The organism is Mesorhizobium sp. BR1-1-3, from assembly GCF_020165455.1.
In the GTDB taxonomy this organism is placed as follows: Bacteria; Pseudomonadota; Alphaproteobacteria; order Rhizobiales; family Rhizobiaceae; genus Mesorhizobium; species Mesorhizobium ciceri.
In genome coordinates this window covers 298,930-321,673 of the sequence record NZ_JAIUIC010000007.1, presented here as the reverse complement: position 1 = coordinate 321,673, position 22,744 = coordinate 298,930, and the positions used below count along the sequence as shown (strand labels likewise).

Annotated in this window: 20 protein-coding genes; 12 read left to right on the top strand and 8 right to left on the bottom strand. The window is 64.9% G+C overall.

Translation table 11 applies throughout. The features are described from left to right. Position 1 precedes the first annotated feature (1 nt). From LB559_RS18555 to LB559_RS18535, 5 genes are all read left to right on the top strand, one after another. Positions 2 to 718, top strand: coding sequence for a uroporphyrinogen-III synthase (locus LB559_RS18555; RefSeq protein WP_224674688.1), 717 nt, complete (start codon positions 2 to 4; stop codon positions 716 to 718). Positions 719 to 827: 109 nt separating this feature from the next. Next, entirely contained in the window at positions 828 to 2,300 is a 1,473-nt protein-coding gene (locus tag LB559_RS18550; RefSeq protein WP_224674687.1) for a COG4223 family protein, read from the top strand. A gap of 10 nt (positions 2,301 to 2,310) precedes the next feature. After that, positions 2,311 to 3,915: a heme biosynthesis protein HemY gene (locus LB559_RS18545; protein WP_224674686.1), complete on the top strand. Its 1,605-nt coding sequence runs from the start codon at positions 2,311 to 2,313 to the stop codon at positions 3,913 to 3,915. A gap of 36 nt (positions 3,916 to 3,951) precedes the next feature. After that, positions 3,952 to 4,431 (top strand): TerB family tellurite resistance protein, encoded by a 480-nt coding sequence (locus LB559_RS18540; protein ID WP_013528912.1) that lies wholly within the window; start codon positions 3,952 to 3,954, stop codon positions 4,429 to 4,431. Between the two features lie 15 nt (positions 4,432 to 4,446). Then, complete coding sequence (locus LB559_RS18535) at positions 4,447 to 5,160, top strand: glutamine amidotransferase (protein ID WP_013528913.1); 714 nt, start codon at positions 4,447 to 4,449, stop codon at positions 5,158 to 5,160. Between the two features lie 100 nt (positions 5,161 to 5,260). Here LB559_RS18535 and LB559_RS18530 read toward each other — a convergent pair whose 3' ends face one another. The 8 genes from LB559_RS18530 to LB559_RS18495 form a co-directional block, all read right to left on the bottom strand. Continuing rightward, positions 5,261 to 5,569, bottom strand: coding sequence for an NIPSNAP family protein (locus tag LB559_RS18530; RefSeq protein WP_224674685.1), 309 nt, complete (start codon positions 5,567 to 5,569; stop codon positions 5,261 to 5,263). 51 nt (positions 5,570 to 5,620) lie between these two features. Next, positions 5,621 to 6,859: an MFS transporter gene (locus LB559_RS18525; protein ID WP_024503036.1), complete on the bottom strand. Its 1,239-nt coding sequence runs from the start codon at positions 6,857 to 6,859 to the stop codon at positions 5,621 to 5,623. 160 nt (positions 6,860 to 7,019) lie between these two features. Beyond that, positions 7,020 to 8,120, bottom strand: coding sequence for a pyridoxal phosphate-dependent aminotransferase (locus tag LB559_RS18520; RefSeq protein WP_224674684.1), 1,101 nt, complete (start codon positions 8,118 to 8,120; stop codon positions 7,020 to 7,022). A 224-nt stretch (positions 8,121 to 8,344) separates the two neighbouring features. After that, entirely contained in the window at positions 8,345 to 8,806 is a 462-nt protein-coding gene (locus LB559_RS18515; protein WP_013528917.1) for a MucR family transcriptional regulator, read from the bottom strand. 216 nt (positions 8,807 to 9,022) lie between these two features. Then, positions 9,023 to 9,742, bottom strand: coding sequence for an ROK family protein (locus LB559_RS18510; protein WP_013528918.1), 720 nt, complete (start codon positions 9,740 to 9,742; stop codon positions 9,023 to 9,025). Between the two features lie 13 nt (positions 9,743 to 9,755). After that, on the bottom strand, positions 9,756 to 11,132 hold the full coding sequence (zwf, locus tag LB559_RS18505) for a glucose-6-phosphate dehydrogenase (RefSeq protein WP_024504766.1): 1,377 nt from the start codon (positions 11,130 to 11,132) through the stop codon (positions 9,756 to 9,758). A 22-nt stretch (positions 11,133 to 11,154) separates the two neighbouring features. Further along, entirely contained in the window at positions 11,155 to 12,168 is a 1,014-nt protein-coding gene (gnd, locus tag LB559_RS18500) for a phosphogluconate dehydrogenase (NAD(+)-dependent, decarboxylating) (RefSeq protein ID WP_063169509.1), read from the bottom strand. Positions 12,169 to 12,203: 35 nt separating this feature from the next. Next, a complete protein-coding gene (locus LB559_RS18495; protein WP_224674683.1) occupies positions 12,204 to 14,636 on the bottom strand; it encodes a glucan 1,4-alpha-glucosidase in 2,433 nt (810 codons plus the stop codon). Positions 14,637 to 14,959: 323 nt separating this feature from the next. Here LB559_RS18495 and LB559_RS18490 point away from each other — a divergent pair, with 323 nt between their 5' ends. The 7 genes from LB559_RS18490 to LB559_RS18460 all read left to right on the top strand — a co-directional run bounded on the left by LB559_RS18490 (position 14,960) and on the right by LB559_RS18460 (position 22,742). After that, positions 14,960 to 16,240: a sensor histidine kinase gene (locus LB559_RS18490; protein WP_013528922.1), complete on the top strand. Its 1,281-nt coding sequence runs from the start codon at positions 14,960 to 14,962 to the stop codon at positions 16,238 to 16,240. After that, positions 16,240 to 16,962, top strand: a complete 723-nt coding sequence (locus tag LB559_RS18485; RefSeq protein WP_027163049.1) for a response regulator transcription factor — start codon at positions 16,240 to 16,242, stop codon at positions 16,960 to 16,962. The genes LB559_RS18490 and LB559_RS18485 overlap by 1 nt, the downstream gene beginning before the upstream one ends. Positions 16,963 to 17,133: 171 nt before the next feature. Beyond that, on the top strand, positions 17,134 to 18,045 hold the full coding sequence (locus LB559_RS18480; protein WP_263499089.1) for a YihY/virulence factor BrkB family protein: 912 nt from the start codon (positions 17,134 to 17,136) through the stop codon (positions 18,043 to 18,045). Between the two features lie 195 nt (positions 18,046 to 18,240). Further along, positions 18,241 to 19,131 carry an SMP-30/gluconolactonase/LRE family protein gene (locus LB559_RS18475; protein ID WP_224674681.1) on the top strand — a complete coding sequence of 297 codons (891 nt, stop codon included), beginning with the start codon at positions 18,241 to 18,243 and terminating at the stop codon, positions 19,129 to 19,131. A 96-nt stretch (positions 19,132 to 19,227) separates the two neighbouring features. Continuing rightward, a complete protein-coding gene (locus LB559_RS18470; RefSeq protein WP_013528926.1) occupies positions 19,228 to 20,241 on the top strand; it encodes an ABC transporter substrate-binding protein in 1,014 nt (337 codons plus the stop codon). A 49-nt stretch (positions 20,242 to 20,290) separates the two neighbouring features. After that, complete coding sequence (locus tag LB559_RS18465; RefSeq protein WP_224674680.1) at positions 20,291 to 21,760, top strand: sugar ABC transporter ATP-binding protein; 1,470 nt, start codon at positions 20,291 to 20,293, stop codon at positions 21,758 to 21,760. Between the two features lies 1 nt (position 21,761). After that, positions 21,762 to 22,742, top strand: a complete 981-nt coding sequence (locus LB559_RS18460; RefSeq protein ID WP_224674679.1) for an ABC transporter permease — start codon at positions 21,762 to 21,764, stop codon at positions 22,740 to 22,742. Positions 22,743 to 22,744: the final 2 nt, after the last annotated feature.

Here is a 22,744-nt window from a genome sequence, read left to right as displayed (position 1 = left end):
AATGCTTCGCGTCCTGGTGACCAGGCCGGAACCGGGTGCTTCGCGCACAGCGCATCGGCTGGAGGAGGCAGGTTTCCAGCCGGTTCTTTTGCCCCTGACCGAAACAAAGGCGTTGCCCGCCGCTGCCGGACTGATCCCGGACGATGCCGTCGCGGTGGCCGTCACAAGCGCCAATGCCATGCGCCATGCGCCGGAAGAAATCATCGGGACGCTCGCCGCCTTGCCTTGTCATGCCGTCGGTAGGCGGACTGCGGAAGCTGCCCGCAAAGCGGGGTTTTTGTCGGTCAGTGAAGGCCCGGGCGATGCCGAGGCGGTGGCCGACGTTCTCGCTGCCGATTTTTCTGGAAAGACGATTGTCTACCTCTGCGGGCGCGTGCGTTTTCCGGCGTTCGAACAGAGGCTCGGGACGGCGGGCGTTCGGGTCCACGCCGTCGAGACCTATGACACGCTGACAGTGGGTTATCCGGACGAAGTCACCCTCGAACGCCTGTCGGGGCAACCTGCCGACGCGGTATTGCTCTATTCAGCCAAGGCGGCGGCGGCGATGCAGATGTTGGCAAGACGGCCCGCTCTGCGCGATCTCTTCGAAAAAACATGGGTTTTTGCGCTTTCCACGCGGATCGCCGCAGCCTTCGACGATGCCGCCAGCGAAAGGATCCGCATTGCCGCGCAACCTGACGAGGAGGCATTGCTGGCACTTTTGCAGGCGCCGCGCTGAGCCGCGTCATCACACCGCCCCTTTTCACCGCTTGGTGATGTGCTAGACCCTTTCTGAACCATCATGCGCCGCCAGGCGTTGAGACGAAGCGAATGTGCGGAGCCCAGGCATGGTCAAGACGCCGAAGATGCGACACTCGAAAAGCCGCCGCGAGCCGGTGACCATCGATCTCGAGCCGGGCGCCGTCTCACGCATCGCCGACGAGGACGCCGCCACGCAGGAGGCGCAGACAGACGAGGCGAAGGCCGAGGAAGCAGCGAACGCTTCGCAGCCCGAGGTTCCCGAAGAGCCGGTTCATGCCGACCAGACCGATCTCGAGCCGTGGGAGCATGCCGATGGCGCCGCAGGTGCGGAAGGGCAAGCGCCGGCGGATGGCGGAGCCAAAGCCGCCGAGCCAGAGCTGCCTTATCCCGGTTCGGATGCGCCGCCCAACCGCGCCAAAACCTTCGACTACGGTTTCGACGACGCGTCGGCGGCGCAGACCGACGGCAACAAGGCAAAAGCCGAGACACGGGACGAGAAAATGGCGCCAGCCCCTGAAAAGCGTGGCGGCCTCAACGGCATCGCCGCCGGCATCATCGGCGGCGTCATCGCGCTGGTCGGCGCCGGCGGGCTGCAATTTGCCGGCCTGCTCGGCGCGCCGGGTTCCGGTGCCGGCGTCTCGCTCGATGGCGTCAATGGCGACATCGCCTCGCTGAAGACCGAAATCGCCGGCTTGAAGGACGCCGGCGGCAATGGCGATGCAGCGGCGAAGATGGTCGGGCTGTCCTCGGGCCTGGAGCAGGTCAAGGCCGATGTCGCGGCGCTGAAATCGGCTGTCGAGAAAGGTGGAGCAGGCGACGCGGCCGGCGTCACCGCACTGGGCGACAAGGTCGCGCAGATCGAGACGGCGGTCGCCGCCCTCGGCAAGGCGGGCAGCGCGGCGCCGGTCGATCTTGGTCCGCTCACCGAAAAACTGGCAGGCCTCGACGCGCAGGTGAAGTCGGCCGGCGAGGCGGCTACCGCGCAGGATGGCCGGCTGAAAGCGCTGGAGCAGTCTGTGTCGCAGCTGTCCGGCAAGGTCGAGGCGGCGGCGGGACAGCCGAAGATCGCGCTTGCCATCGCGGCGTCGGCCTTGAAGGCGGCGCTTGAGCGTGGCGGGCCGTTTTCGGCCGAACTCGAAACCCTCGCCGCGATTTCGCCTGATGCGCCGCAGCTTGCGGCACTGCGCCCCTATGCCGAAAAGGGCGTTCCAACCCGCGCCGAGATCGCATCGCAGGCTGATGCCGCCGCCAATGCCATGGTCACTTCGGCAACGCCTGTCGATGAGAATGCCGGCTTCGTTCAGAGCCTTCTGTCGAGCGCGCAATCGCTGGTCAAGGTCAGGCCGATCGGCGCCGTCGAAGGCGCCGGCGCACCGGAAACCGTCGCGCGCATGGAGGCGGCGGTCAACCAGGGCGACTACGCCAAGGCACTCAGCGAGTATGAAACGCTGCCCGAGGCCGCCAAGGCCGCGGGCGCCGACTTTGCCGGTAAGCTGAAGGCGCGCATCGAGGTCGAAACCCAGGTCGATGCGCTGATCTCGGGCGCGATGAAGGCATGAGGGCAACACAATGATCCGCCTGCTCGCCTTCCTCATCGTCGTTTTCGCGCTCGGGCTGGGCTTTGCCTGGCTGGCCGACCGGCCGGGCGACATGGTCGTCACTTTCAACGGCTATCAATACCAGGTCAGCCTGATGGTGGCGGCGGTGGCTGTCGTTGCCGTGGTCGCTGCGGTGATGATCCTGTGGTGGCTGCTCAAGTCGCTGTGGAACAGCCCCTACACCATCTCGCGCTATTTCCGTGTCCGCCGCCGCGATCGTGGCTATCAGGCGCTGTCGACCGGAATGATTGCCGCCGGCGCCGGTGATGGTGCGCTGGCCCGCAAGAAGACCAAGGAAGCCGCCAAGCTGATCCGTTCCGACCAGGAGCCGCTGATCCATCTGCTCGAAGCGCAGGCGTCGCTGCTCGAAGGCGATCATGAAGGCGCGCGGCAGAAATTCGAGAGCATGCTCGACGATCCCGAAATGCGGCTGCTGGGTTTGCGCGGGCTCTATCTGGAAGCCGAACGGCTCGGCGACCGCAACGCCGCCAGGCATTATGCCGGCCGCGCCGCCGCTGTGGCGCCGCAACTGGCCTGGGCGGCGGAATCGACGCTGGAAGAGCTGACCGCGCGCGGCGACTGGGACGGCGCCCTGAAACTCGTCGACGCGCAGAAAGCGACACGGCAGATCGAACGCGATGCCGCCAACCGCCGCCGCGCCGTGCTGCTGACCGCCAAGGCGCAGGCGCTTGCCGACAGCGATCCCGCCGCCGCCAGGACGGCCGCGATCGAGGCGAACAAGCTTAGGCCCGACTTTGCGCCCGCCGCCGTGGCCGCTGCGGCCGCGCTGTTCAAGCAGAACGATGTGCGCAAGGGCTCGAAGATCCTCGAGGCGGCTTGGAAGGCCGAGCCGCATCCGGAGATCGCCGAGCTCTATACCCATGCAAGGCCGGGCGACGCGGTGCTCGACCGCCTCAACCGGGCGAAGAAGCTGCAGGAGATGAAGAAGAACCACGCCGAATCGTCGATGACGGTGGCGCGCGCCGCGCTCGACGCGCAGGATTTCGCGACCGCCCGCCGCGAGGCCGAGGCGGCGATCCGGATGGACCGTCGCGAGGGCGCCTATCTGCTGCTCGCCGACATCGAGGAGGCCGAGACCGGCGATCAGGGCAAAGTTCGGCAGCTGCTGTCCAGGGCGCTGCGGGCGCCGCGCGATCCGGCCTGGGTCGCAGACGGCGTGGTATCGGAACGCTGGGCTCCGGTATCGCCGATCACCGGCCGGCTCGACGCCTTCGAGTGGCGCGCGCCGATGGAGCGTCTTGGCCAGTTGATCGACAGCCATGATGACGCGCCAGCGGGTGCGGCACCGGTTATTGAAGCATTGGCAAAGCCGACGAGCGAAAAAAGGCCGATCGAAGTGATCGACGACGCCGGTGGCGATACGTCGGCGGGCAAGCAAGCTGAAAGTCGCGAAGAAGATCATGTCAGGCCGATCACGGCAGCGGCCTTCGCCGCGGTGCCGAGCGATGCCGAAGGCGTCGAGCCGGCCGAGGAGCTTGCGCGGCTGCCGGACGATCCCGGCGTCGATCCGGACGAGGAAGCGGAGAAATCGCCGCGCCGGTTTCGGTTGTTTTGAGTTGGGCAGGCCGTCAGGCCGTTGGGGTATGGATCTATGTTTGAGCGCGTTCTGTCGTTTCTCAGGGATTTGCCGGCCGGTGCCGGCACGCATGCCAGCACGGACGATCCGCGTGTCGCCGCCTCGGCGCTGCTCTACCATGTGATGAACGCCGATGGCGTGCGCCAGGATGTCGAGTGGGAGCGGTTCAAGGCGGTGCTGGCCGAGAGCTATTCGATCAGTGGCGCGGAACTCGAAGCGTTGGCCGCTGCCGGCGAGCGGGCCGACAATGAGGCGATCGATCTCTACGCCTTCACCAGCGTCCTGAAGCGCCATCTCGATGCCGATGCGCGCAAGGCTTTCATCGGCCTGATGTGGGAAATCGTCTATGCCGACGGCGAGTTGCACGAGCTCGAGGACAACACCGTCTGGCGCGTCGCCGAGCTGATCGGCGTCGAACGCCACGACCGCGTCGAGGCGCGCCGCAAGGCGGCGGCGCACGCGCCCGGCGCCACCGGAACATCGAGCGACGAATAGGATCTTCGCCTTCCCATGCCACGCCAGACGAGTTCGAAGCCAAAGATCCTGATCGTGCTGCATCAGGAGAGTTCGAGCCCGGGACGTGTCGGCCATATGTTGCTGGAAGAAGGTTTCGATCTCGACATCCGCCGGCCGCCGCTTGGCGACGCCTTGCCCGAAACACTGGACGATCACGCCGGCACGGTGGTGTTCGGCGGCCCGATGAGCGCCAATGACGACGACGAGTTCGTCCGCCGCGAGACCAACTGGCTGGAAATACCGCTGAGGGAGAACCGGCCATGTCTCGGCATCTGTCTCGGCGCGCAGATGCTGGTCAACTGTCTCGGCGGCAAGGTCGAGGGTCATGGTGAAGGGCTGGTCGAGGTTGGCTGGTATCCCCTGAAGGCGACCGAAGCCGGCAAGCAACTGATGCACTGGCCGGAGATGGTCTACCAGTTCCACCGCGAGGGTTTTTCGCTGCCCAGGGACGCGACGCTGCTGGCGACGGCCGAGACCTATCCCAACCAGGCCTTCCGCTACGGCGACAATGCCTGGGGCATCCAGTTCCATGGCGAACTGACCAGGGTGATGATGCAGCGCTGGGTGGTGCGCGGCGCGCATCGCTTCGAATTGCCCGGTGCCCAGCCCGGCCGTGATCATCTCGGCGGCCGGCTGATCTGGGACATGCATCTCAAGCGCTGGCTGGACGAGTTTTTGCGGATGATCTTCGGCAAGCCGAGCAGATAGCTAAACCGTCGTCTGAACGGATTTCAGGCGACCCGCTTTAGGTCTTTGTCTTCATGCATGTCGTTCTCCCAAAACCGGGGCCGCTTTTGGGCGACATGCATTAAGGTTCGAGCACCGGCCGCAGGAAGCTGCGCTCGTAGCTGAGAATGCTGCGAGTGCGTTTTTCCATTTCGAACACGTCCTGGCATTCCGGGTCGGCAGCCATCCGTTTGCGATAGTCCTCGTAGTCGGCAAGGCTCGGAAAGCTGAACATGGCATAGGCGATGTTGCTCGCCCCTTCGCTTGGAAGGAAATAGCCGTGATGGTTTCCGCCGAGGCGGTTGACCAGAGCTATCCAGCGACGACCATAATCTTCGAACTCGGCAAGCTTGTAGGGGTCGATGACGTATTTCAGGTAGCAAGTGATCATGAGAGCTCCTGTGGCATGGGCGAGGCATGTCGGCTGTCAACCGTGGGAAGATCAGTTGCGCCCGTTGAGGTGGCGCACCTTGCGCAGTTGGGGGAACAGCACCATCCACAGGCCAGCGACGGCGATGGCGCCGATGCCGCCGATCACCACGGCCGGCACCGTGCCGATCAGCGCGGCCATCGTGCCGGCCCGGAATTCGCCGACCTCGTTGGAGGCGCCGACAAAGACCTGGTTGACGGCGTTGACGCGGCCGCGCACCTCGTCGGGCGTCCACAGCTGGATCAGCGTCTCCCTGATGTAGACGCTGAACATATCGGTGGCGCCAAGGAAGACCAATGCCACGATCGACAGCCAGGTGATGGTCGACAGGCCGAAAACCACGGTGAAGGCGCCGAACGAGGCTGCAGCGGCCAGCATGATCATGCCCGCGTGGTTGCGAAGTGGATGCCCGGCCAGCCAGATGGCGACGCAAATGGCGCCGATGCTGGGCGCCGAGCGCAGCAGGCCGAGGCCCCACGGGCCGAGCTGGAGGATGTCGCGCGCATAGACCGGCAGCAGCGCCGAGGCGCCGGACAGGAGCACGGCGAACAGATCGAGCGAGATGGCGCCGAGCACGATCTTCTCGCTCCAGATATAGCTGAACCCGCCGAGCAGGTGCTGCATCGTCGGCTTGTCCGACTCGGTGCGCTGCGACGGCTTCGGGATGGTGAAGATCAGCAGCCCGGACACAAGCATCAGGACAGCGGCGGTTCCGTAGGCCGCTTCCGGCGACACGCCGTAGAGCAGGCCGCCGGCGACGGGTCCGACGATGGTCGCCGTCTGCCAGGCCGATGAATTCCAGGCGATGGCGTTGGCGAAATCCTGAGGCGGCACCAGATTGGCGAACAGCGAGGCCGAGGCCGGACCGAAGAAGGCGCGGGCGACGCCGAACATGGCAAGCACGCAGAAGATCGGCAGCGGCCCGCTGATGCCGCGCAGCGCCAGGAACAGCAGCGCCAGCGCGCACATCGCCTCCACCACGACCGCCAGCGCCATGATCAGGCGGCGGCCGAAGCGGTCGGCGACGACACCGGTGACCAGCACCAGAAGCAGCGACGGCAGGAACTGGACGATGCCGACCAGGCCGAGATCGAGCGGGTCGCGGGTCAAATCGTACATCTGCCAGCCGACCGCGACGGACACGATCATGGTGGCGAATGTGGTGAGGAAACGCGCCGCCCAATAACTCAGGAAGGAGCGGTGGCGGAACGCGGCATAGCGCTGGTCCGGTGATATCTGTTCGGCGGTCATGATTTAAGAGGCCCCATTGCAGTGGCGTCAGCTGGCGGGGCACTTCCACGATGGGCGCTGGTCCGGCTGGCGGAACTTTAGCTCAGTTCGCCGCGGATATGCGTCAGAATCAGTGCGGATCAAGGAATTTTCAGCCTGCTCCATCGCCGGCACGCGGAAGTTACTGCCGCAGTGCGACGGAGATGGCGTCGAGGCCGCCGCGCAATTCGGCTTCCGTCGGCCAGCCGAAGCCGACGCGGAAGAAGCGTTTTTCCATCTCGAACCAGTGGCCGGGTCCGACATAGGTTCCATGGTTCTCCAGCAGGTTCGCATAGAACCGGTCGAGGTCGAAGCCGGGTTCGACATTGAGGCGCGGGAAGCCGACGACACCGCCTTCGGGCCTGATCCAGTCGACCAGCGGTTCGCGGTCGATCCAGGCCTGGACGATGTCGCGGCGCTTGGCCATTTCGGGCAGCAGTGTCGCCAGGAAGGCGTCCCGGCGCTCGAGCATGCCGCGGGCAATGCCTTCGTCGATGACGCTGCCGCAGATGCCAATCTGCTCCTTTGCGGCGAGGAATTTTTCCTGAAGCACCGCATCCCTGGTGATCAGCCAGCCGATGCGGATGCCGGGAATGCCGAAGGCCTTGGACAATGACGAGACGCTGATCGCCTTCGGGCTGAGCGAGGCAGCCGTCGGCAGCCGCCTGCCGTAGGAGAGGTCGCGATAGGTCTCGTCGACCAGCAGACGGCAGTCGCTGCTTTCGGCAAGGGCCACCAGCGCATCGAGCTCGGCTCGGCTCATTATCGTGCCGGTCGGGTTGTGCGGGCAGGTGACGCTGATCAGCTTCGTGTCCGGCCGAATCGCGGCCTTGACGCGTTCGACGTCGATGGCGAAGCCTTCCTCGAAGGCCAGGTCGACAAAGCTGATGGCGCAGCCGATCGCCCTTGGGGTTTCGATGTTGGTGGCGTAGTTGGGCCGGATGACGACGAGATGGTCGTTGGCCGACAAAAGCGAGGTCGAGATGATGAACAGCGCGCCGGCGGCACCGGCGGTGACCAGGACATCATCCGGCGAAATGCCGGCATCCTGCGCCGATATCAGTGCACGCAACTGCTTGTCGCCGCGATGCTCGCCATAGAAAAGCGTGAGATCGGGCAGCGACAGGCCGATGTCGGAGAGCTTCTGGTCGGCGATCGAGCTTTCGGAAAGATTGAAGCGGATACGATCGTAGCCGTATTCTTCCGGTGCCTCTTTCTCGATCACCATCCTGGTGTAGTTCATGGCTCACTCCCCGAGAGCAGTTCACCGTTTCACGGAAACGGCGACCCGCTCTAACTCCTTGTTTTTACGCAATTCCGGACGGAAAACCGTTTCACACTTTTCCTGGAATTGCTCTAGGAACCCGTCCGGTCCATCCAAGCCATAAGAACATGAAGCCTGCCAAGGCGAATTCGCCGGCAGGCTTCTGTTCCAGTCGTCCTAACTGTTGGCTCAGGACTGAATGTTCAGGCCGAGGCCTTGGCCTTCCTGCCCTTGGCGGGCGCCTTGACGGGGGCGGCCTTGCGGCCGAGGCCGATCGACTTCGCCAGCAGCGAACGCGAGGCCGCGTAGTTGGGGGCGACCATCGGATAGTCCGACGGCAAGCCCCATTTGGCGCGATAGGCGTCCGGCGTCAGGCCGAAATGCACACCGATGTGACGCTTCAGCGATTTGAACTTCTTGCCGTCTTCGAGGCAGATGATGAAATCGGGCGTCACCGACTTCTTGGGATTGACCGCCGGGACCAGCGGGGCAGCCACCGGGACCGCAGGCTTGCCGAGCCCGCTTATCGACGCGCTGACGCTGGCGATGAGGTCGGCCAGGCCGGAGGCAGGCAAGCGGTTCTTCTCGACGTAAGCGGACACGATGTGGGCGGTCAGCTCGAGCAGATCGATGTCTTTACGGGCACTGTTGCTATCGTCGGTCACTCTATTTCTCCGTCTACAGCGAATGACCTGAAAATCGGATTCGACTTCCGGAAAGGATCATGCGCGAAATCAAAATGCTATGGCGTCCTTCGTGCGTCCACGGGACGAATTGGCGTTGTTGTAGCGCGGAATTCCTAGTCGGCAAATCTGCGTATTGCAACGACTTGATGGCAGGTCACACGTTATTTTGAACAACTATATTAAACAATAACAGTATCAGACTATCAGCGCCTTGTCGCGCCACAAACGAAACCCGCCTTCGAAGGCGCGTGTGTTGTCGCCGCGCCTGGAGTCGGCGGGCAATTCATCGAGCTTGTCGACGTTGCCGCCGCCAATGACGACATAGTCAGGCTGCATGGCGGCACGGAGCCGGTCGACGACGTCGAAGACGTATTTGCGCCATTTCTTCTTGCCGCGCTTTTCCAGGCCGCGTTCGCCGACATAATCCTCGAAGCTCTTGCCCTTCTTGTAGGGCAGATGCGCGAGTTCCATCGGTTGGGCGACGTTGTCGGCAATCATCGCCGCACCGAGCCCGGTGCCGAGCCCGAGGAACAGCATGCGCCCGCCCTCGTAGCTGCCGATGGCCTGCATCAGCGCGTCATTGACCACTTTCACCGGTTTGCCGAACGCGCCCGCAAAGTCGAATCCAGCCCAGCCCTTGCCGAGATTGGCGGGGTCGGCGAGCGGCCTGTTGTGGTTGACCGGACCGGGATAGCCCATCGAGACGACGTCGTAGGACAGGCCTTCGGCGAGCTTCTTCACGGTATCGATCATCTGTTGCGGCGTCAGCCCCGGCCCCGAATCGGCGCGGCGCTCCGCGCCGCCGGCGCTGGTGAGGATCTTGACGTGCGAGCCGCCGATGTCGATCGTGAGCACGATCTTTTCAGCATCTGGCGTCTCGGTGCCCGATGCTGGTTGCTTCACTGCCTTGGCCATCGCGTGGTTCCTCTCACTTCACCGGATCGATCCAGCCATTGGGTGGCCCGAACCCGGCCATGACGTCCGCCGGTCCCCATGTGAGCGGCTCGTAGAGGTGCGGCGGCGTGGTGTCGCCAAGCACCGGGCCGACGATGCGCCAGGCCAGTTCGCTGGCGTCCTGGCGGGTGAACAGCTGGCCGTTGCCGTTCATGGCGTCGCCTATCAAGCGCTCATAGGGCGGCATGTCGCCCTTTGAGTCGTCGAGCGCCGTCAGTTCGACCTGCTCGCCGATCATGTCGTCGCCCGGCGCCTTGCGCTGTGCTCCGATGGCGATCACCACCTGTGGGTCGATGCGGAAGCGGACGTAGTTCTGGTCGGCGGGCTTGATCGGATCGAAGACATCGAGCGGTGGCCGCTTCAGCCGCACCACCACTTCGGTGACATGCACCGGCATGTTCTTGCCGGCGCGGATGAAAAACGGCACGTCCTGCCAGCGCCAGGTGTCGACGAAGAAACGCACCGCCGCGAAGGTCTCGACGGGCGAGTTCGGCGCCACGCCGGGTTCAGTGAGATAGCCGGTGAACTGGCCGCGCACGACATCGTCTTTGGTCAGCGTCCTGATCGCGCGCAGCACCTGCACCTTCTCGTCGATCAGATCGTCGGCGGAGCGGCCGACAGGCGGCTCCATGGCAAGCAGCAACAGGATGTTGAGCAGATGGTTCTCGATGACGTCCCTGATGCAGCCGACATCGTCATAGAAGCGGCCACGTCCCTCGACGCCGAAATCCTCGGCCATGGTGATCTGCACGCTCTCGACGTAGTTGCGGTTCCAGATCGGCTCGAGGAAGGAATTGGCGAAGCGGAAATAGAGCAGGTTCTGGATCGCTTCCTTGCCCAGGTAGTGGTCGATGCGGAAGATCGACTGCTCGTCGAACACCAGATGCAGGACCCGGTTCAGCCAGCGCGCCGATTGCAGATCGTGACCGAAGGGCTTTTCCACCATCAGCCGCGCGCCATGCGCCGTGCCCGACTGCTCCAGCCCCTGGACGACGGTCTCGAACATGGTCGGCGGCACCGCCATGTAATGCAGCGGTCGCTGTGCGGTGCCCAGCGCGCTCTTCAGTTTCTCGAACGTCGCTCCGTCACGGTAGTCGCCGCTGACGTAGCGCAGCAGCGAGGCAAATTTGGCGAAGGCTTTTTCGTCGATCTTGCCGAGCGCATTGACGATGCCGTCACGCGCGCGCGCCTGCAATTGCTTGAGGTCCCAGGCATCGAAGGCGACGCCGATCACCGGTTCGGTAAGCGTGCCCTTGGCGACCATCTGGTAAAGGGCTGGAAATATCTTCTTGTGGGCGAGGTCGCCGGTGGCCCCGAAGAGCACCAGCGTGTCGGACCGTTCCTGGCTCATGCGCGTGTCTCCCCCGCTGTCCTCACTTGCCGGCCTTCGGCTTCTCGACATGGCCGCCAAAGGCATAGCGCATGGCGGAGAGCAGCTTGTCGGCGAATTCGGATTCGCCCTGCGAGGAGAAGCGGTCGAACAGCGCCGAGGACAGCACCGGAGCCGGCACGCCGGTGTCGATGGCCGCCTTCAGCGTCCAGCGGCCTTCGCCGGAATCCGAAACGCGGCCGCCGAAATTCACCAGGCCCGGATCGCTTTTCAAGGCGCCGGCCGTCAGGTCGAGCAGCCAGGAGCCGATAACGCTGCCATGCCGCCAGACCTCGGCCACCTGGGGAAGGTCGATGTCGAACTGATAGTATTGCGGGTTTTCCAGCGGGCTGGTCTCGGCGTCCGCCGTCCGTTGCCGCTTGCCTGCATTGGCCGATTTCAGGATGTTCATGCCTTCGGCATAGGCGGCCATGACGCCATACTCGATGCCGTTGTGCACCATCTTGACGAAGTGGCCGGCGCCGCTCGGTCCGCAATGCAGATAGCCGAAGGGCGCGGTCCCGGCATCCCTGGACGGATTGGAGCCGGCATCGGCGCCCGGCGCCAGCGTGGCGAAGATCGAATCGAGGTGCTGCACCGCCACGTCGGGACCGCCGATCATCAGGCAGTAGCCACGCTCCAGGCCCCAGACGCCGCCGCTGGTGCCGACATCGACAAGATGGATGCCCTTGCCGGCCAGTTTCGCGGCCTGGTCGACGGCGTCGTGATAATAGGAATTGCCGCCGTCGATGACGATGTCGCCGGGCTCCATCAGGGCCGCCACCTGGTCGATGATCCTGCCGGTGATCGCCGCCGGCAGCATCAGCCACACACAGCGCGGCTTGGCCAGCTTGCCGATGAATTCTTCCATCGAGGCCGCCCCTGACGCGCCGTCGGTCACCAGGGCCGCGACGCTGGCCGGGTTGATGTCGTAGACGACGCATTCGTGGCCGTCGCGCATCAGGCGCCGGACCATGTTGGCGCCCATCCGGCCCAGTCCCATCATTCCGATCTGCATGGTTTCGTTCCCTGTTTTCTAGGAGATTTGCGGGGTTATCGAGGGAAGGTCTGCTGGCTGTCCTGGTCGCCTGAGATGACGGAGAAGTCGACATTCTCCCAATCGCCGGCCCCGGGCCAGAAAAAAGTGAAGGTCAGCGTGCTTCCCTTGGGAAGGCCAGAGACGGGCAGATCGGCAAGATGGATGCCGAAATCGTTCTCCACCGTCTGGCTGTCGTGGGCGGTCGCCCAGTTGTCGGTGCTCCAATGGACTGTAGCCGGAGCCAACAGTTCGACGCGCAACGTCTTGCCGGCCGGGACCGTGCGGATCTTGTTGTTGAACCGCCATGTCCGGAACGGCGACACTGTCTTGGCCTCGATATACCGCTTGACGCCTTGCGGCGGCATGTCGAAGACCGCGCCGTCGCGCAGCGAGCGCAACAGCTTGATATGCTCCGAATGCGCCCAGACCAGCGGCATGGCGCTGCCCGAGGGGCGGCCGTGCAGCAGTTCGCGCTCCGGCCTGTCGGCGCCGTCCCAGACCTGCTCCGGCAACAGGCCGCCCGGTCCGGCCGAGCCTTCCAGTGCCGCCAGCAGGCTGGCTGCCTTTTCCCTGCGCCCGGCCGCCAGCTCGTAGTGGGCGCGTTCGCCGGCCAGCAGCGGCCAGGGGCGACCCTGGCCGGTGCCATCGAAAGGGGCGCCATCTTCATGCTCGCCATAGCCGTCGCCGTTGTAGCGGTACCAGAGCGGCCCTTGCGGCAGATCGCAGCGCAATTGCGCGTCGATGACCCTGACCGTGTTTGTCATGCGCGGGTCGTCGGCCGCCCGCAGACCGAAGCGGACAAGTGCAAGCGCATCCGGACTGACGATTTGCTCGGCCGGCCGGTCGGTGTCGCCGGGCGGCCGGTTCTTGATCGGGACATAGCCGTCCTTCGGCGAACCGGCCGAGGCGCTGTCGGGTGGTGCTATGCGGACATAGTAGCCTTCGACGCCGACTTGACCGCAGATCGCCGTGCCGGTGACGTAGGTCCAGCGCTCGACCTGGTCGTTCCAGACGTCTGATGTCTCGCGCAGATAGGTCGCCGCGTCCGGCTTGCCACAGGCGTCGAGCAGGTCGGCTGCGGCAAGCAGTGCGGCGATTTCGACGGCGAGCGTGAACGGGCTGTAGCCGGCATCCTCTTCCCAGCGGTCCTCGCCGGTGACCGGCCCGTTGCGCACGACGAACCCGGCAGCGCGCTCGATCATCGGCAGAAGGACTGCGAGCCTGGCGTGCGGCAAATGGCCGGCGCGGTGCAAAGCTTCGGCCAGCAGCAGCGGAAAGGCGCATTCGTCCATCTGGATGCCGGGCCAATAGGCCGATCCGTCGAGCCAGGCGTTCTGCGGCCAGTGGCCGTCCGGCTGCTGGATGGAGCCGAGATAGTCGAGGATTTGCAACGCCGAGGCGGCGTCGCCGGCAGCAAGAAAGCCGCCGGCCGTCTCGACCAGATCGCGCGGCCAGACCAGATGGTAGCCGCCGAGGTCGTCGTCGCCCTTGTCGAAGCCCCACGGGATCGACAGGCTGGCGACCGCGGCGCCCGGTGTGGCGATCGACCGGTGCGTCGCCAGTACCGCCGTCGAGACGCGATAGAAGTTGGTCCCGGGCACCGCGTGCCGGTCGAGCGGCAGCAGGCCCTTTTGCCAGTTGCGCCAGTTCTGGAGGTAGGATTTCGCCGCGGGTTCAAAACCCTGCTTCAGGCTGGCGAAAGCATGTTCCGCGGCCTCCTCGGGCGTCGCGCCAAATCCCAGCGCCAGCAAAGCCTTGGTCCTGGCCGCGGAAAAGCCGATCTCGCCGGTCAGCGCGACATTGCCGTCCTCGGCCCGCTGGTACGCAGCATCGAGCTCACCTGTGTTGTGCAGTTGCTGCCAACCGTCGGAAAAACCGACATAGCCGGCCGAACCGGTCCGCCAGGGCAGCGACGAGACCAGCGCCAGGCAGGAGCCGCGCCCCGAGGCGAACAGCACGGGCTTTCCCTCGTGCTCGCCGACCCAGGCGGTGTTGCCCATGCCGGCATTGACCAGATGCGGCGCCAGAAGCGCGTAGACGCGATAATCGTCAGCGATGCCCCTCAGCGCCGTGAAGGTGATTTCCTGCAGCAGCGCCGGGCGCGCCGGATCGGCGAGGATGCGCTTTTCGATCCGCCAGGCGCCGTCGTTCGCCGTGTTGACCAGCCGGTAGGCGGGTACGCCGTCCTCGAACGGTTCGATGCTGTGCGTGGCATCGCGCTTCTCTTCCGAGAAATAGCCGGCGGCGCCGGTGACGATCAGGCCGAGGTCGCGGGTGCAGGCACTGTCGACGCGCGAATAGTAGATTTCGTTGAGGATGCCGTGGCTGATCGTGAACCAGATGCGGCCGGCCGGCGAAAGCGACGTTCCGACGCCGCTCTTGGCGCTTGACGTCCAGCGCGCCGGAATTCCCGGGGCGCCCGGAGCAACGTTTTGCGTCACTGGCATTCTGTTTCAGTCTCCTGGCCTCCTCCCTAGACCAGGACGCGAACCCTTTACAATCATTGCACCGCAAGTTGATCGGCGCCGACGGCAGGGCAACGAACTAGGGCTAACGGGTTTCTTCGGAGCTTTCGTCTGCGCTGACGGAGCAGCAAATGAAAAACCCGCCAGTGCGGCGGGTCACCGGCGCAAATCAGCACCATGGACGAAAATGTACCATAGCTGAGCTCACCGAGTCAAGAAAAAATTCCTATGACCAAAGGCGCCGTCGTTGACAGCGGCGGCGGCATGCGTCCACTATTTCCCGGCACGGGAGGATCGTGGAAGCAATGGCGGAAGTGTCCCTGGTCCTGATCGACCGGCTGCTGGCGATATCGCGGGCGCTTGCCGGCCATATCGATCCCGGCACGGCGTTCCGCGCGACAGCCATCGAGATCGGCTCGCTCATCCCGCACGACCACATGGATCTGGCGGTGCTGTCGCATGATGGGCGCCGGCACGCCTGTTACGAAGCCGGCTTCCACACCAGCTGGAGCGAGCTTGCCCAGCATCCGCTGCCGACCGAAGTCAGCCCGATCCGCTCGGTGCTGTGGGGCGAAGTCCCCTATCTGCTCGCCGACGACGCGCTGAGCGACGAGCGGTTCCATTTCGCCACCGCTATCGATGGTCCGATCTTCGCCGCCAGGCTGCGCAGCCGCATCGTCGTGCCGCTCAGGGCGCGCGGCGGCATCATCGGCGCGCTCAACATCAGCCGGCACGAGGTCGACTGCTACACGCTTGCCGACGTCGCGGTCGCGCAGCAATGCGCCGACCTGATCGCGCCCTACATCTTCGCGCTGATCCAGACCGAGGAGGCGCGCCGCGCTATGCTGGCCGAGAGCGAGGCGCGAAATCGCGTCGAGCTGCTGCGCGTCGGCGCCTCGCAATTGACCGAAGGCATGGAGCGCGAACGCCGGCGCATGGCCATGGACCTGCACGACCAGACGCTTGCCGATCTCGCCCGGATCGCGCGCCAGCTCTCGGCACTTCGCGGCCAGGGCGTGGCGCGGGCAGCACAGCTTGCCGATCTCGAGAAGGAGGTCGCCGGCTGCCTGACGGAACTGCGCCACATCGTCGACGACATGCGGCCGAGCGTGCTCGAACTGTTCGGCCTGCGCGATGCGGTCGAGGCGCATCTCAACCGCAGCGTCGCCAGGGCCAAGCCGCCGATCGCCGTGCGCATCGCCGACACCAGCGACGGCGGCGCCGACAGCCTGTCGGAGCCAGTGCGGACGGCGCTCTACCGGATCGTGCAGGAAGCGATCAACAATGCCGTTCGCCATGCCGCGCCGCACCGCATCGACGTGCTGCTGGCGTCGACCGCGAGCGTGCTGCGGGTGATCGTGACGGATGACGGCCAGGGCTGCGGCGCCGTTGACCCGGCCGCGTATGGCGGCATCGGCCATATGCACACGCGGGCAGCCCTTATCGGGGCGCGGCTGCGCATCGGCCAGGCCGGCCGCAAGAACGGCGGCACCCGCGTCGTCGTCGAGATCGACCGCCAGCCATCACGGGAACTGGCGGCGGCTGCAACAATGCCTGGCGAACTCGCCGTATCGGAGGCCATGTGATGCTTGTGATGATCGCCGAGAATGACGGGCTGCACCGTAGCTTCGCGCGGCGGACGGTGGAGCAATTGTGGCCCGGTGACGTCGAGGTGATCGAAGCGAGCGACGGCGAGGACGCCATCAACCTGGCGACTGAGCGCGAGCCACTGCATGTCGTGCTCGATTTGCAGATGCCGAAGGCGACGGGAATCGAAGTTGCCAGGGCGATCTGGAACCGCCGCGCCGGCACGCACATCCTGTTCTGGTCGAATTTCGCCGACGAAGCCTATGTGCGCGGCGTGGCGCGCATCGTCCCGCCCGGCTCTGTCTACGGCTATGTGCTGAAATCGGCGACGGAGGAAGGCATGCGGTCCGCCCTGCGCGGGGTTTTCCGCGAAGGCCACTGCATCATCGACCGCGAGATCCGCGGCATCCAGCATCGCGTTCAGGACAAGTTTGAGGGCATTACCGACGGCGAATATGAAAGCCTGATCGACATCGCGCTCGGCCTGACCGACCGGGCGATCGCGGCACGGCGCGGCCTGTCGATCCGTGGTGCGCAGAGCCGCATCAAGCACTGCTACGACAAGCTCGGCATCGTGCCGGCGGAGGACGGCACCGGCGATGCTTCCGTGTTCAACTCGCGGACGCGGGCGATCTATCTCGCCATGGCGCGTGGCCTGATCAACATCGACGCACTGCGCCGCGAACAGGACCGGCTCGACGCCTGGCTGGCGGAGCACTGAAACAGCGGCGGCCACAAGCCGGAACATCGGAAGGTCCGGCGCATTGCTAGTGAACGCCAACTCAACGCCTGCGGATCCGAAGTGCGACCCTCATTTGCAGATTCATGGCACCTGGTGCGCGAAAGCGTCGTCGGTTTCATCGACGACAATGCGCTCAGCCATGGTGCGGCGATGGCCTTTTATGCCGCCACCTCGCTGGCGCCGATCTTGCTGATCGTGGTTGCGATTGCTGGTCTCGTCTTCGGCCACGATGCCGCACAATTGGCCTTGTCCGCGCAGATATCAGGGCTGATGGGACCGGAAAGCGCCGATCTCCTCAAGACTGCGCTGGAAAGTGCATCCGGCAGGCTGTACGGCACCTGGGCCGCGATCATAGGGCTTGTCACTTTGCTGGTGGCCGCGTCTGGCGTCTTCGGCGAAATGCAGCAGTCGTTGAACACAATCTGGAAGATCGAACCGCAAGGCAATTCCCTGTCGCGTCTGGTGCGGGCACGGGCCGCCAGTCTGGGGTTGGTGGCCGCACTCGGGTTCCTGTTGCTGGTCTCTCTCATCGCAAGCGCCGCGATTTCGGCACTGGGCGCTTTCATCAACGCCCATCTGCCGTTCGGAACGATCATACTCAGCGGGATCAACGGCGTCGTTTCGTTTGTGCTTATCGCCGTGATGTTTGCCGCCATTTACAAGGTTTTGCCCGATCGAACCCTGGAATGGCGCGATGTGGCAATCGGCGCTGTCGGAACCGCGGCCCTGTTCACATTGGGAAAATCGCTTATAGGCTGGTATATCGGCACCAGCGCGATTGCGTCTTCGTATGGCGCCGCCGGCGGACTGCTCGTGATATTGCTCTGGGTTTACTACTCGTCGGAGATTTTCCTCCTCGGTGCCGAGTTCACGCGCGCCTATTCCGTTCGCCACGGCAGCCGGTCCGATCTGAAGAGGTTGGTTCACGGCCCTTCATCCGTGCAGCACGGCTCAGCTCGAACACAACAGGAGTCCAATGCTGCCGGCGTGGTCGTGCTTGTGGCGGTGGCTTGCGCGAGCGCAACCCTGACGGCGCTTTTGCGGAGCGTCCGCCGGCCCTGATCTGACGTCGCCGGTATTCTACGCTCGATAGGCACGGGCGACTGTGCAAATGCACAGTCGCCCGTGCGCTTTGACCCGTATCGGCTCGTCGGGACCGCGCCTACGCTCTGCCCCAACAAGAAGACTGTATCGGGAAGCGCTCATGCCATTCGTCACCATGCGGAGTAGCACGGCTGTTCGCGCCGGGAGCCGATGATGTCGGTGCCGGCGCGTGCGCGCCAGTCCGGCTTCGACGACGTCGTCGGCGATGCGACCATTGAGACGGTGGCGAGCGGCTTCGGCTTCCTCGAAGGGCCGGTCTGGCATCCCTATGAGAAATGGCTGGTCTTCTCCGACATTCCGGAAAGCCGGATGTATCGCCGCAGTGCCGAGGGCGAGATCGAGCTGTTCCGCGAGCCGAGCCACAAGGCCAATGGCAACACGCTGGACCGCCAGGGGCGGCTGGTCACCTGCGAGCACGCAACGAGCCGCGTGACCCGCGCCGAGCCCAACGGCAGCGTGACCGTGCTGGCCACGCATCATCAGGGCAAGCAGCTCAACAGCCCGAACGATATCGTCGTTGCCACCGGCGGATCGATCTACTTCACCGATCCGGGCTATGGCCGGAGGGAGTTCTATGGCGTGCCACGCCCGCAGGAGCTGTCGTTCCAGGGCGTCTACCGCATCGATGGCGACGGCGCCCGGCTGACATTGCTGGCCGACGATTTCGGGCAGCCGAACGGGCTGTGCTTTTCGCTGGACGAGTCGCGGCTGTTCATCAACGACACCGAACGCGGGCACATCAGGGTGTTCGGCGTCGAAGCCAATGGCGACCTCAATGGCGGCGCGGTGTGGGCAGCAACCGAGGGCGAGGGGCCGGGAGCGCCCGACGGCATGAAGATCGACAGCCGCGGCAATCTTTACTGCACCGGACCCGGCGGCATCCACATTTTCGACGCGTCGGGCACCATTCTTGGCGTCATCCGGACGCCTGAAGATTGCGCGAATTTCACCTTCGGCGACGACGATTTGCAAAGCCTCTACATTGCCGCGTCGACGTCGCTGTACCGGCTCAGGGTGCGCGTGCCGGGATTGAGACTGTTTTGAGCTCGCGACAATCCGTGCTCAAATCAGAGTTGGGAGTGAGGCCGGGGTCAAAGCCGGTGGGAATGCAGCAGTCAACACATCTGGGAGGATAACGACATGAAGAAACTGTTCGTTCTGGGCGCTCTGGCGGCAATGCTCGCTTCGGGCACGGCGCTGGCCGACACCAGTGGCAAAAAGATTGCTTTTTCCAACAATTATGCCGGCAATTCCTGGCGACAGGCGATGCTCGACAGCTATGGCATCGTCACCAAGAAGGCGGTCGCCGACAAGGTGGTCGGCGCGGCCGACATCTTCACCACCGCCGACAAGGAGGTGCCGACGCAAGCGGCGCAGGTGCAGAACCTGATCCTGCAGGGCTATGACGCGATCGTCATCAACGCTGCCTCGCCGGATGCGCTCAACGGCGCCATCAAGCAGGCCTGCGATGCCGGCATCACCGTCGTCTCCTTCGACGGCACCGTGACCGAGCCTTGCGCCTACCGTGTCGTCGTCGACTTCAAGGACATGGGCAAGCAGGAAGTCGAGCAGATGGCCAAGTTCCAGCCCAAGGGCGGCAATCTGCTTGAAATCCGCGGCCTTGCCGGCACCTCGATCGACGATGCCATCCATGCCGGCATCCTCGAAGGCGTCGCCGCCCATCCCGAGTTCAAGATCGTCGGTTCGGTGACCGGCGACTGGGACCAGACGACGGCGCAAAAGGCGGTGGCGACCATCCTGCCGTCGCTGCCCGACATCGTCGGCGTCGTCGATCAGGGCGGCGACGGTTACGGCGCCGCACAGGCCTTCGCCGCCGCCGGCAAGCCGCGCCCAACCATCATCATGGGCAACCGCCAGGACGAGTTGCAGTGGTGGAAGGAGCAGAAGGACAAGGACGGCTACCAGACCTGGTCGGCATCGATCGCGCCCGGCGTGTCGTCGCTCGCCTTCTGGGTGGCGCAGCAGGTGCTCGACGGCCGCACCGACATCCCGCATGACCTGCTGGTGCCGTATCTGGCCTTCACCCAGGACGATTTCGAGGCCGAGCTGCCAAAAATCCCCAAGGGCGGCGTCGCCAGCCACGAATACACGCAGGAAGACGCGATCGCGGCCATCAAAGCCAACATCAAGTGAATGTCGGCCAAGCGTTGCCGTCCGTATCGCCAAGCGAGTATCGTTGAGCATGCCCAGGGGTAACGCTGACATCATCAGACTGAACGGCGCCGAAAAGCATTTCGGCGCCGTTCGCGCGCTGGGTGGCGTGGATTTTCACGTCGGACCCGGCGAATGCGTCGGGCTCGTCGGCCACAATGGCGCCGGCAAATCGACGCTGATGCACATGGTGGCGGGCACGCTGGTGCCCGACAGCGGGCAGATCGGCGTGCATGGCGACATCGAGGACAACTACTCGGTGTCGCGCGCGCAGCAGCTTGGCATACGCTGCGTCTTCCAGGAGCTGTCGCTGTGCCCCAATCTCAGCGTCGCCGAGAACACACGCATCAACCACGCTTCGCTGCGTGGCTTCGGCTGGCGGCGCGAGGCGGCCGAGCTGATCGCCGCCAAGCTCGACGAGATCTTTCCGGGTCATAGCATCTCGGCGTCGGACATTGTCGGCGACCTGTCGATCGGCCGTCGCCAGATGGTCGAAGTGGCGCGCGCCTTCACCGTCACGCAGGATCGTCTCGACCTCGTCATCCTCGACGAGCCGACATCGTCGCTCGACGCGCATACGGCGGGCCAGTTGCTGGCCTTCGTGCGCCGCTTCGTCGCCGGCGGCAAAAGCTGCATCCTGATCTCGCATGTGCTGGGCGAGGTGCTGCGCAACGCCGACCGCATCGTGGTGATGCGCGACGGCAAGGTGGTTGTCGCCGACGCCGCCACCGCCTTCGACCGTAACCGGCTGGTGACGGCGATGGGCGGCGCGGAAGCGCGCCAGAAGATCGCGGCGCAAATCGCTGCCGCCAAGCCCGCCGCCAGTCCGCTGAGGGTCCGGGCGCGGCCCGCCGCGCAGAAGGACGGCACTGACCTCGTCGCCTGCGCCGGTGAGATTATCGGCCTTGCCGGGCTTGCGGGACATGGCCAGACCGACCTGCTGCTGGCGATCTTTAGCGGGGCATCGCGCGCCCGGGCCAGCATCGAGGTGACCGCACCGGTGGCGCTGGTCGCCGGCGACCGCCAGTCGGATGGCATCTTTCCGCAATGGTCGATTGCTGAGAACATCGGCATCCGCTCGCTGGCGCGGCTGCGCAGCGGGCTGCTGATCTCGCCGCAGCGTGAGGCCGAGCTTGCTGCATTTTGGCAGAAGAAGATCGGCATCCGTACGCCTGATATGAACAACAACATTTTCTCGCTATCGGGCGGCAACCAGCAGAAGGCGCTGTTTGCGCGTGCGCTCGGCTCGGATGCACAGATCGTGCTGATGGACGACCCGATGCGCGGCGTCGACATCGGCACCAAGCTGGAGGTCTACGACCTCGTGCGCGAGGAGGCTGCCCGAGGCCGTACCTTCCTCTGGTACACCACGGAAACCGAAGAGCTCGACAATTGCGACCACATCTATGTCTTCAAGAACGGCCGCATCGTCGCCAATCTGCGTCGCGACGAGTTGACCGAAGAGAAGATCATCCAGTCCTCCTTCGGCGATGCGGCCTGAGATGACGGCCGCCAGCCTCGACACCGCTGCCAGGACTTCCGCCGAGCGTGGCGCGCTGGCCCGCGCCCGCCTGCTGCGAGGACTGCTGCCGGCGCTGTCGCTGGCGCTGGTGCTGCTCGCCATCGCCTGGCTCAACCCGCGCGCCATCAGCTATTTCGGCTTCAGCCTGATGCTCAACCTGGCGATCCCGATCGCGCTGGCGACGATCGCGCAGATGTTCGTCATCGCGGGCAACGAACTCGACCTGTCGATCGGCACCTTCGTCGGTTTCGTCGGCTGTGTCACCGCGACCTGGCTGAAGGACGCTCCGCTGATCGGCGCCGCCATACTGCTCGGCTCGATCGGCATCTATGCGCTGCTCGGGGCGCTGATCCATCTGCGCAATTTGCCGTCGATCGTGGTGACGCTCGGCATGAGCTTCGTCTGGCAGGGGCTGGCCATTCTCGTGCTGCCCAAGCCGGGCGGCAAGGCGCCGGACTGGCTGCTCGGGCTGATGGCGTTCAAGCCGCCTTTTGTGCCGTTCCCGATCATTGCGGCGCTGCTGATCGGCCTCATCGTCCATTTCGGCCTGATGCGCACCTCCTACGGCGTGATCTTGCGCGGCTCGGGCGGCAATCCGGCGGCGCTCGGTCGCGCCGGCTGGTCGCTGCTCCGAACCAAGATTGTGCTGTTTGCGCTCGCCGGCCTGTTCGGCGTGCTGTCCGGCATGGCGCTGATCGGCATCACCACCTCGGCTGATGCCAATATCGGCAATGGCTACACGCTGCTGGCGATCGCCGGCGTAATCCTCGGCGGCGGCGAATTCGTCGGCGGCCGGGTGTCGCCGATCGGTGCGGTGATCGGCGCGCTGACGCTGGCGCTCGCCGCCTCGCCGCTGCTCACCTTCATGCACATTCCGCCCGACTGGCAGGTTGCCGCCAACGGCGCCATCCTCATCATAGTGCTGGCGGCGCGGGTGCTGATCAGCCGCCGGGAGAGGTGAGC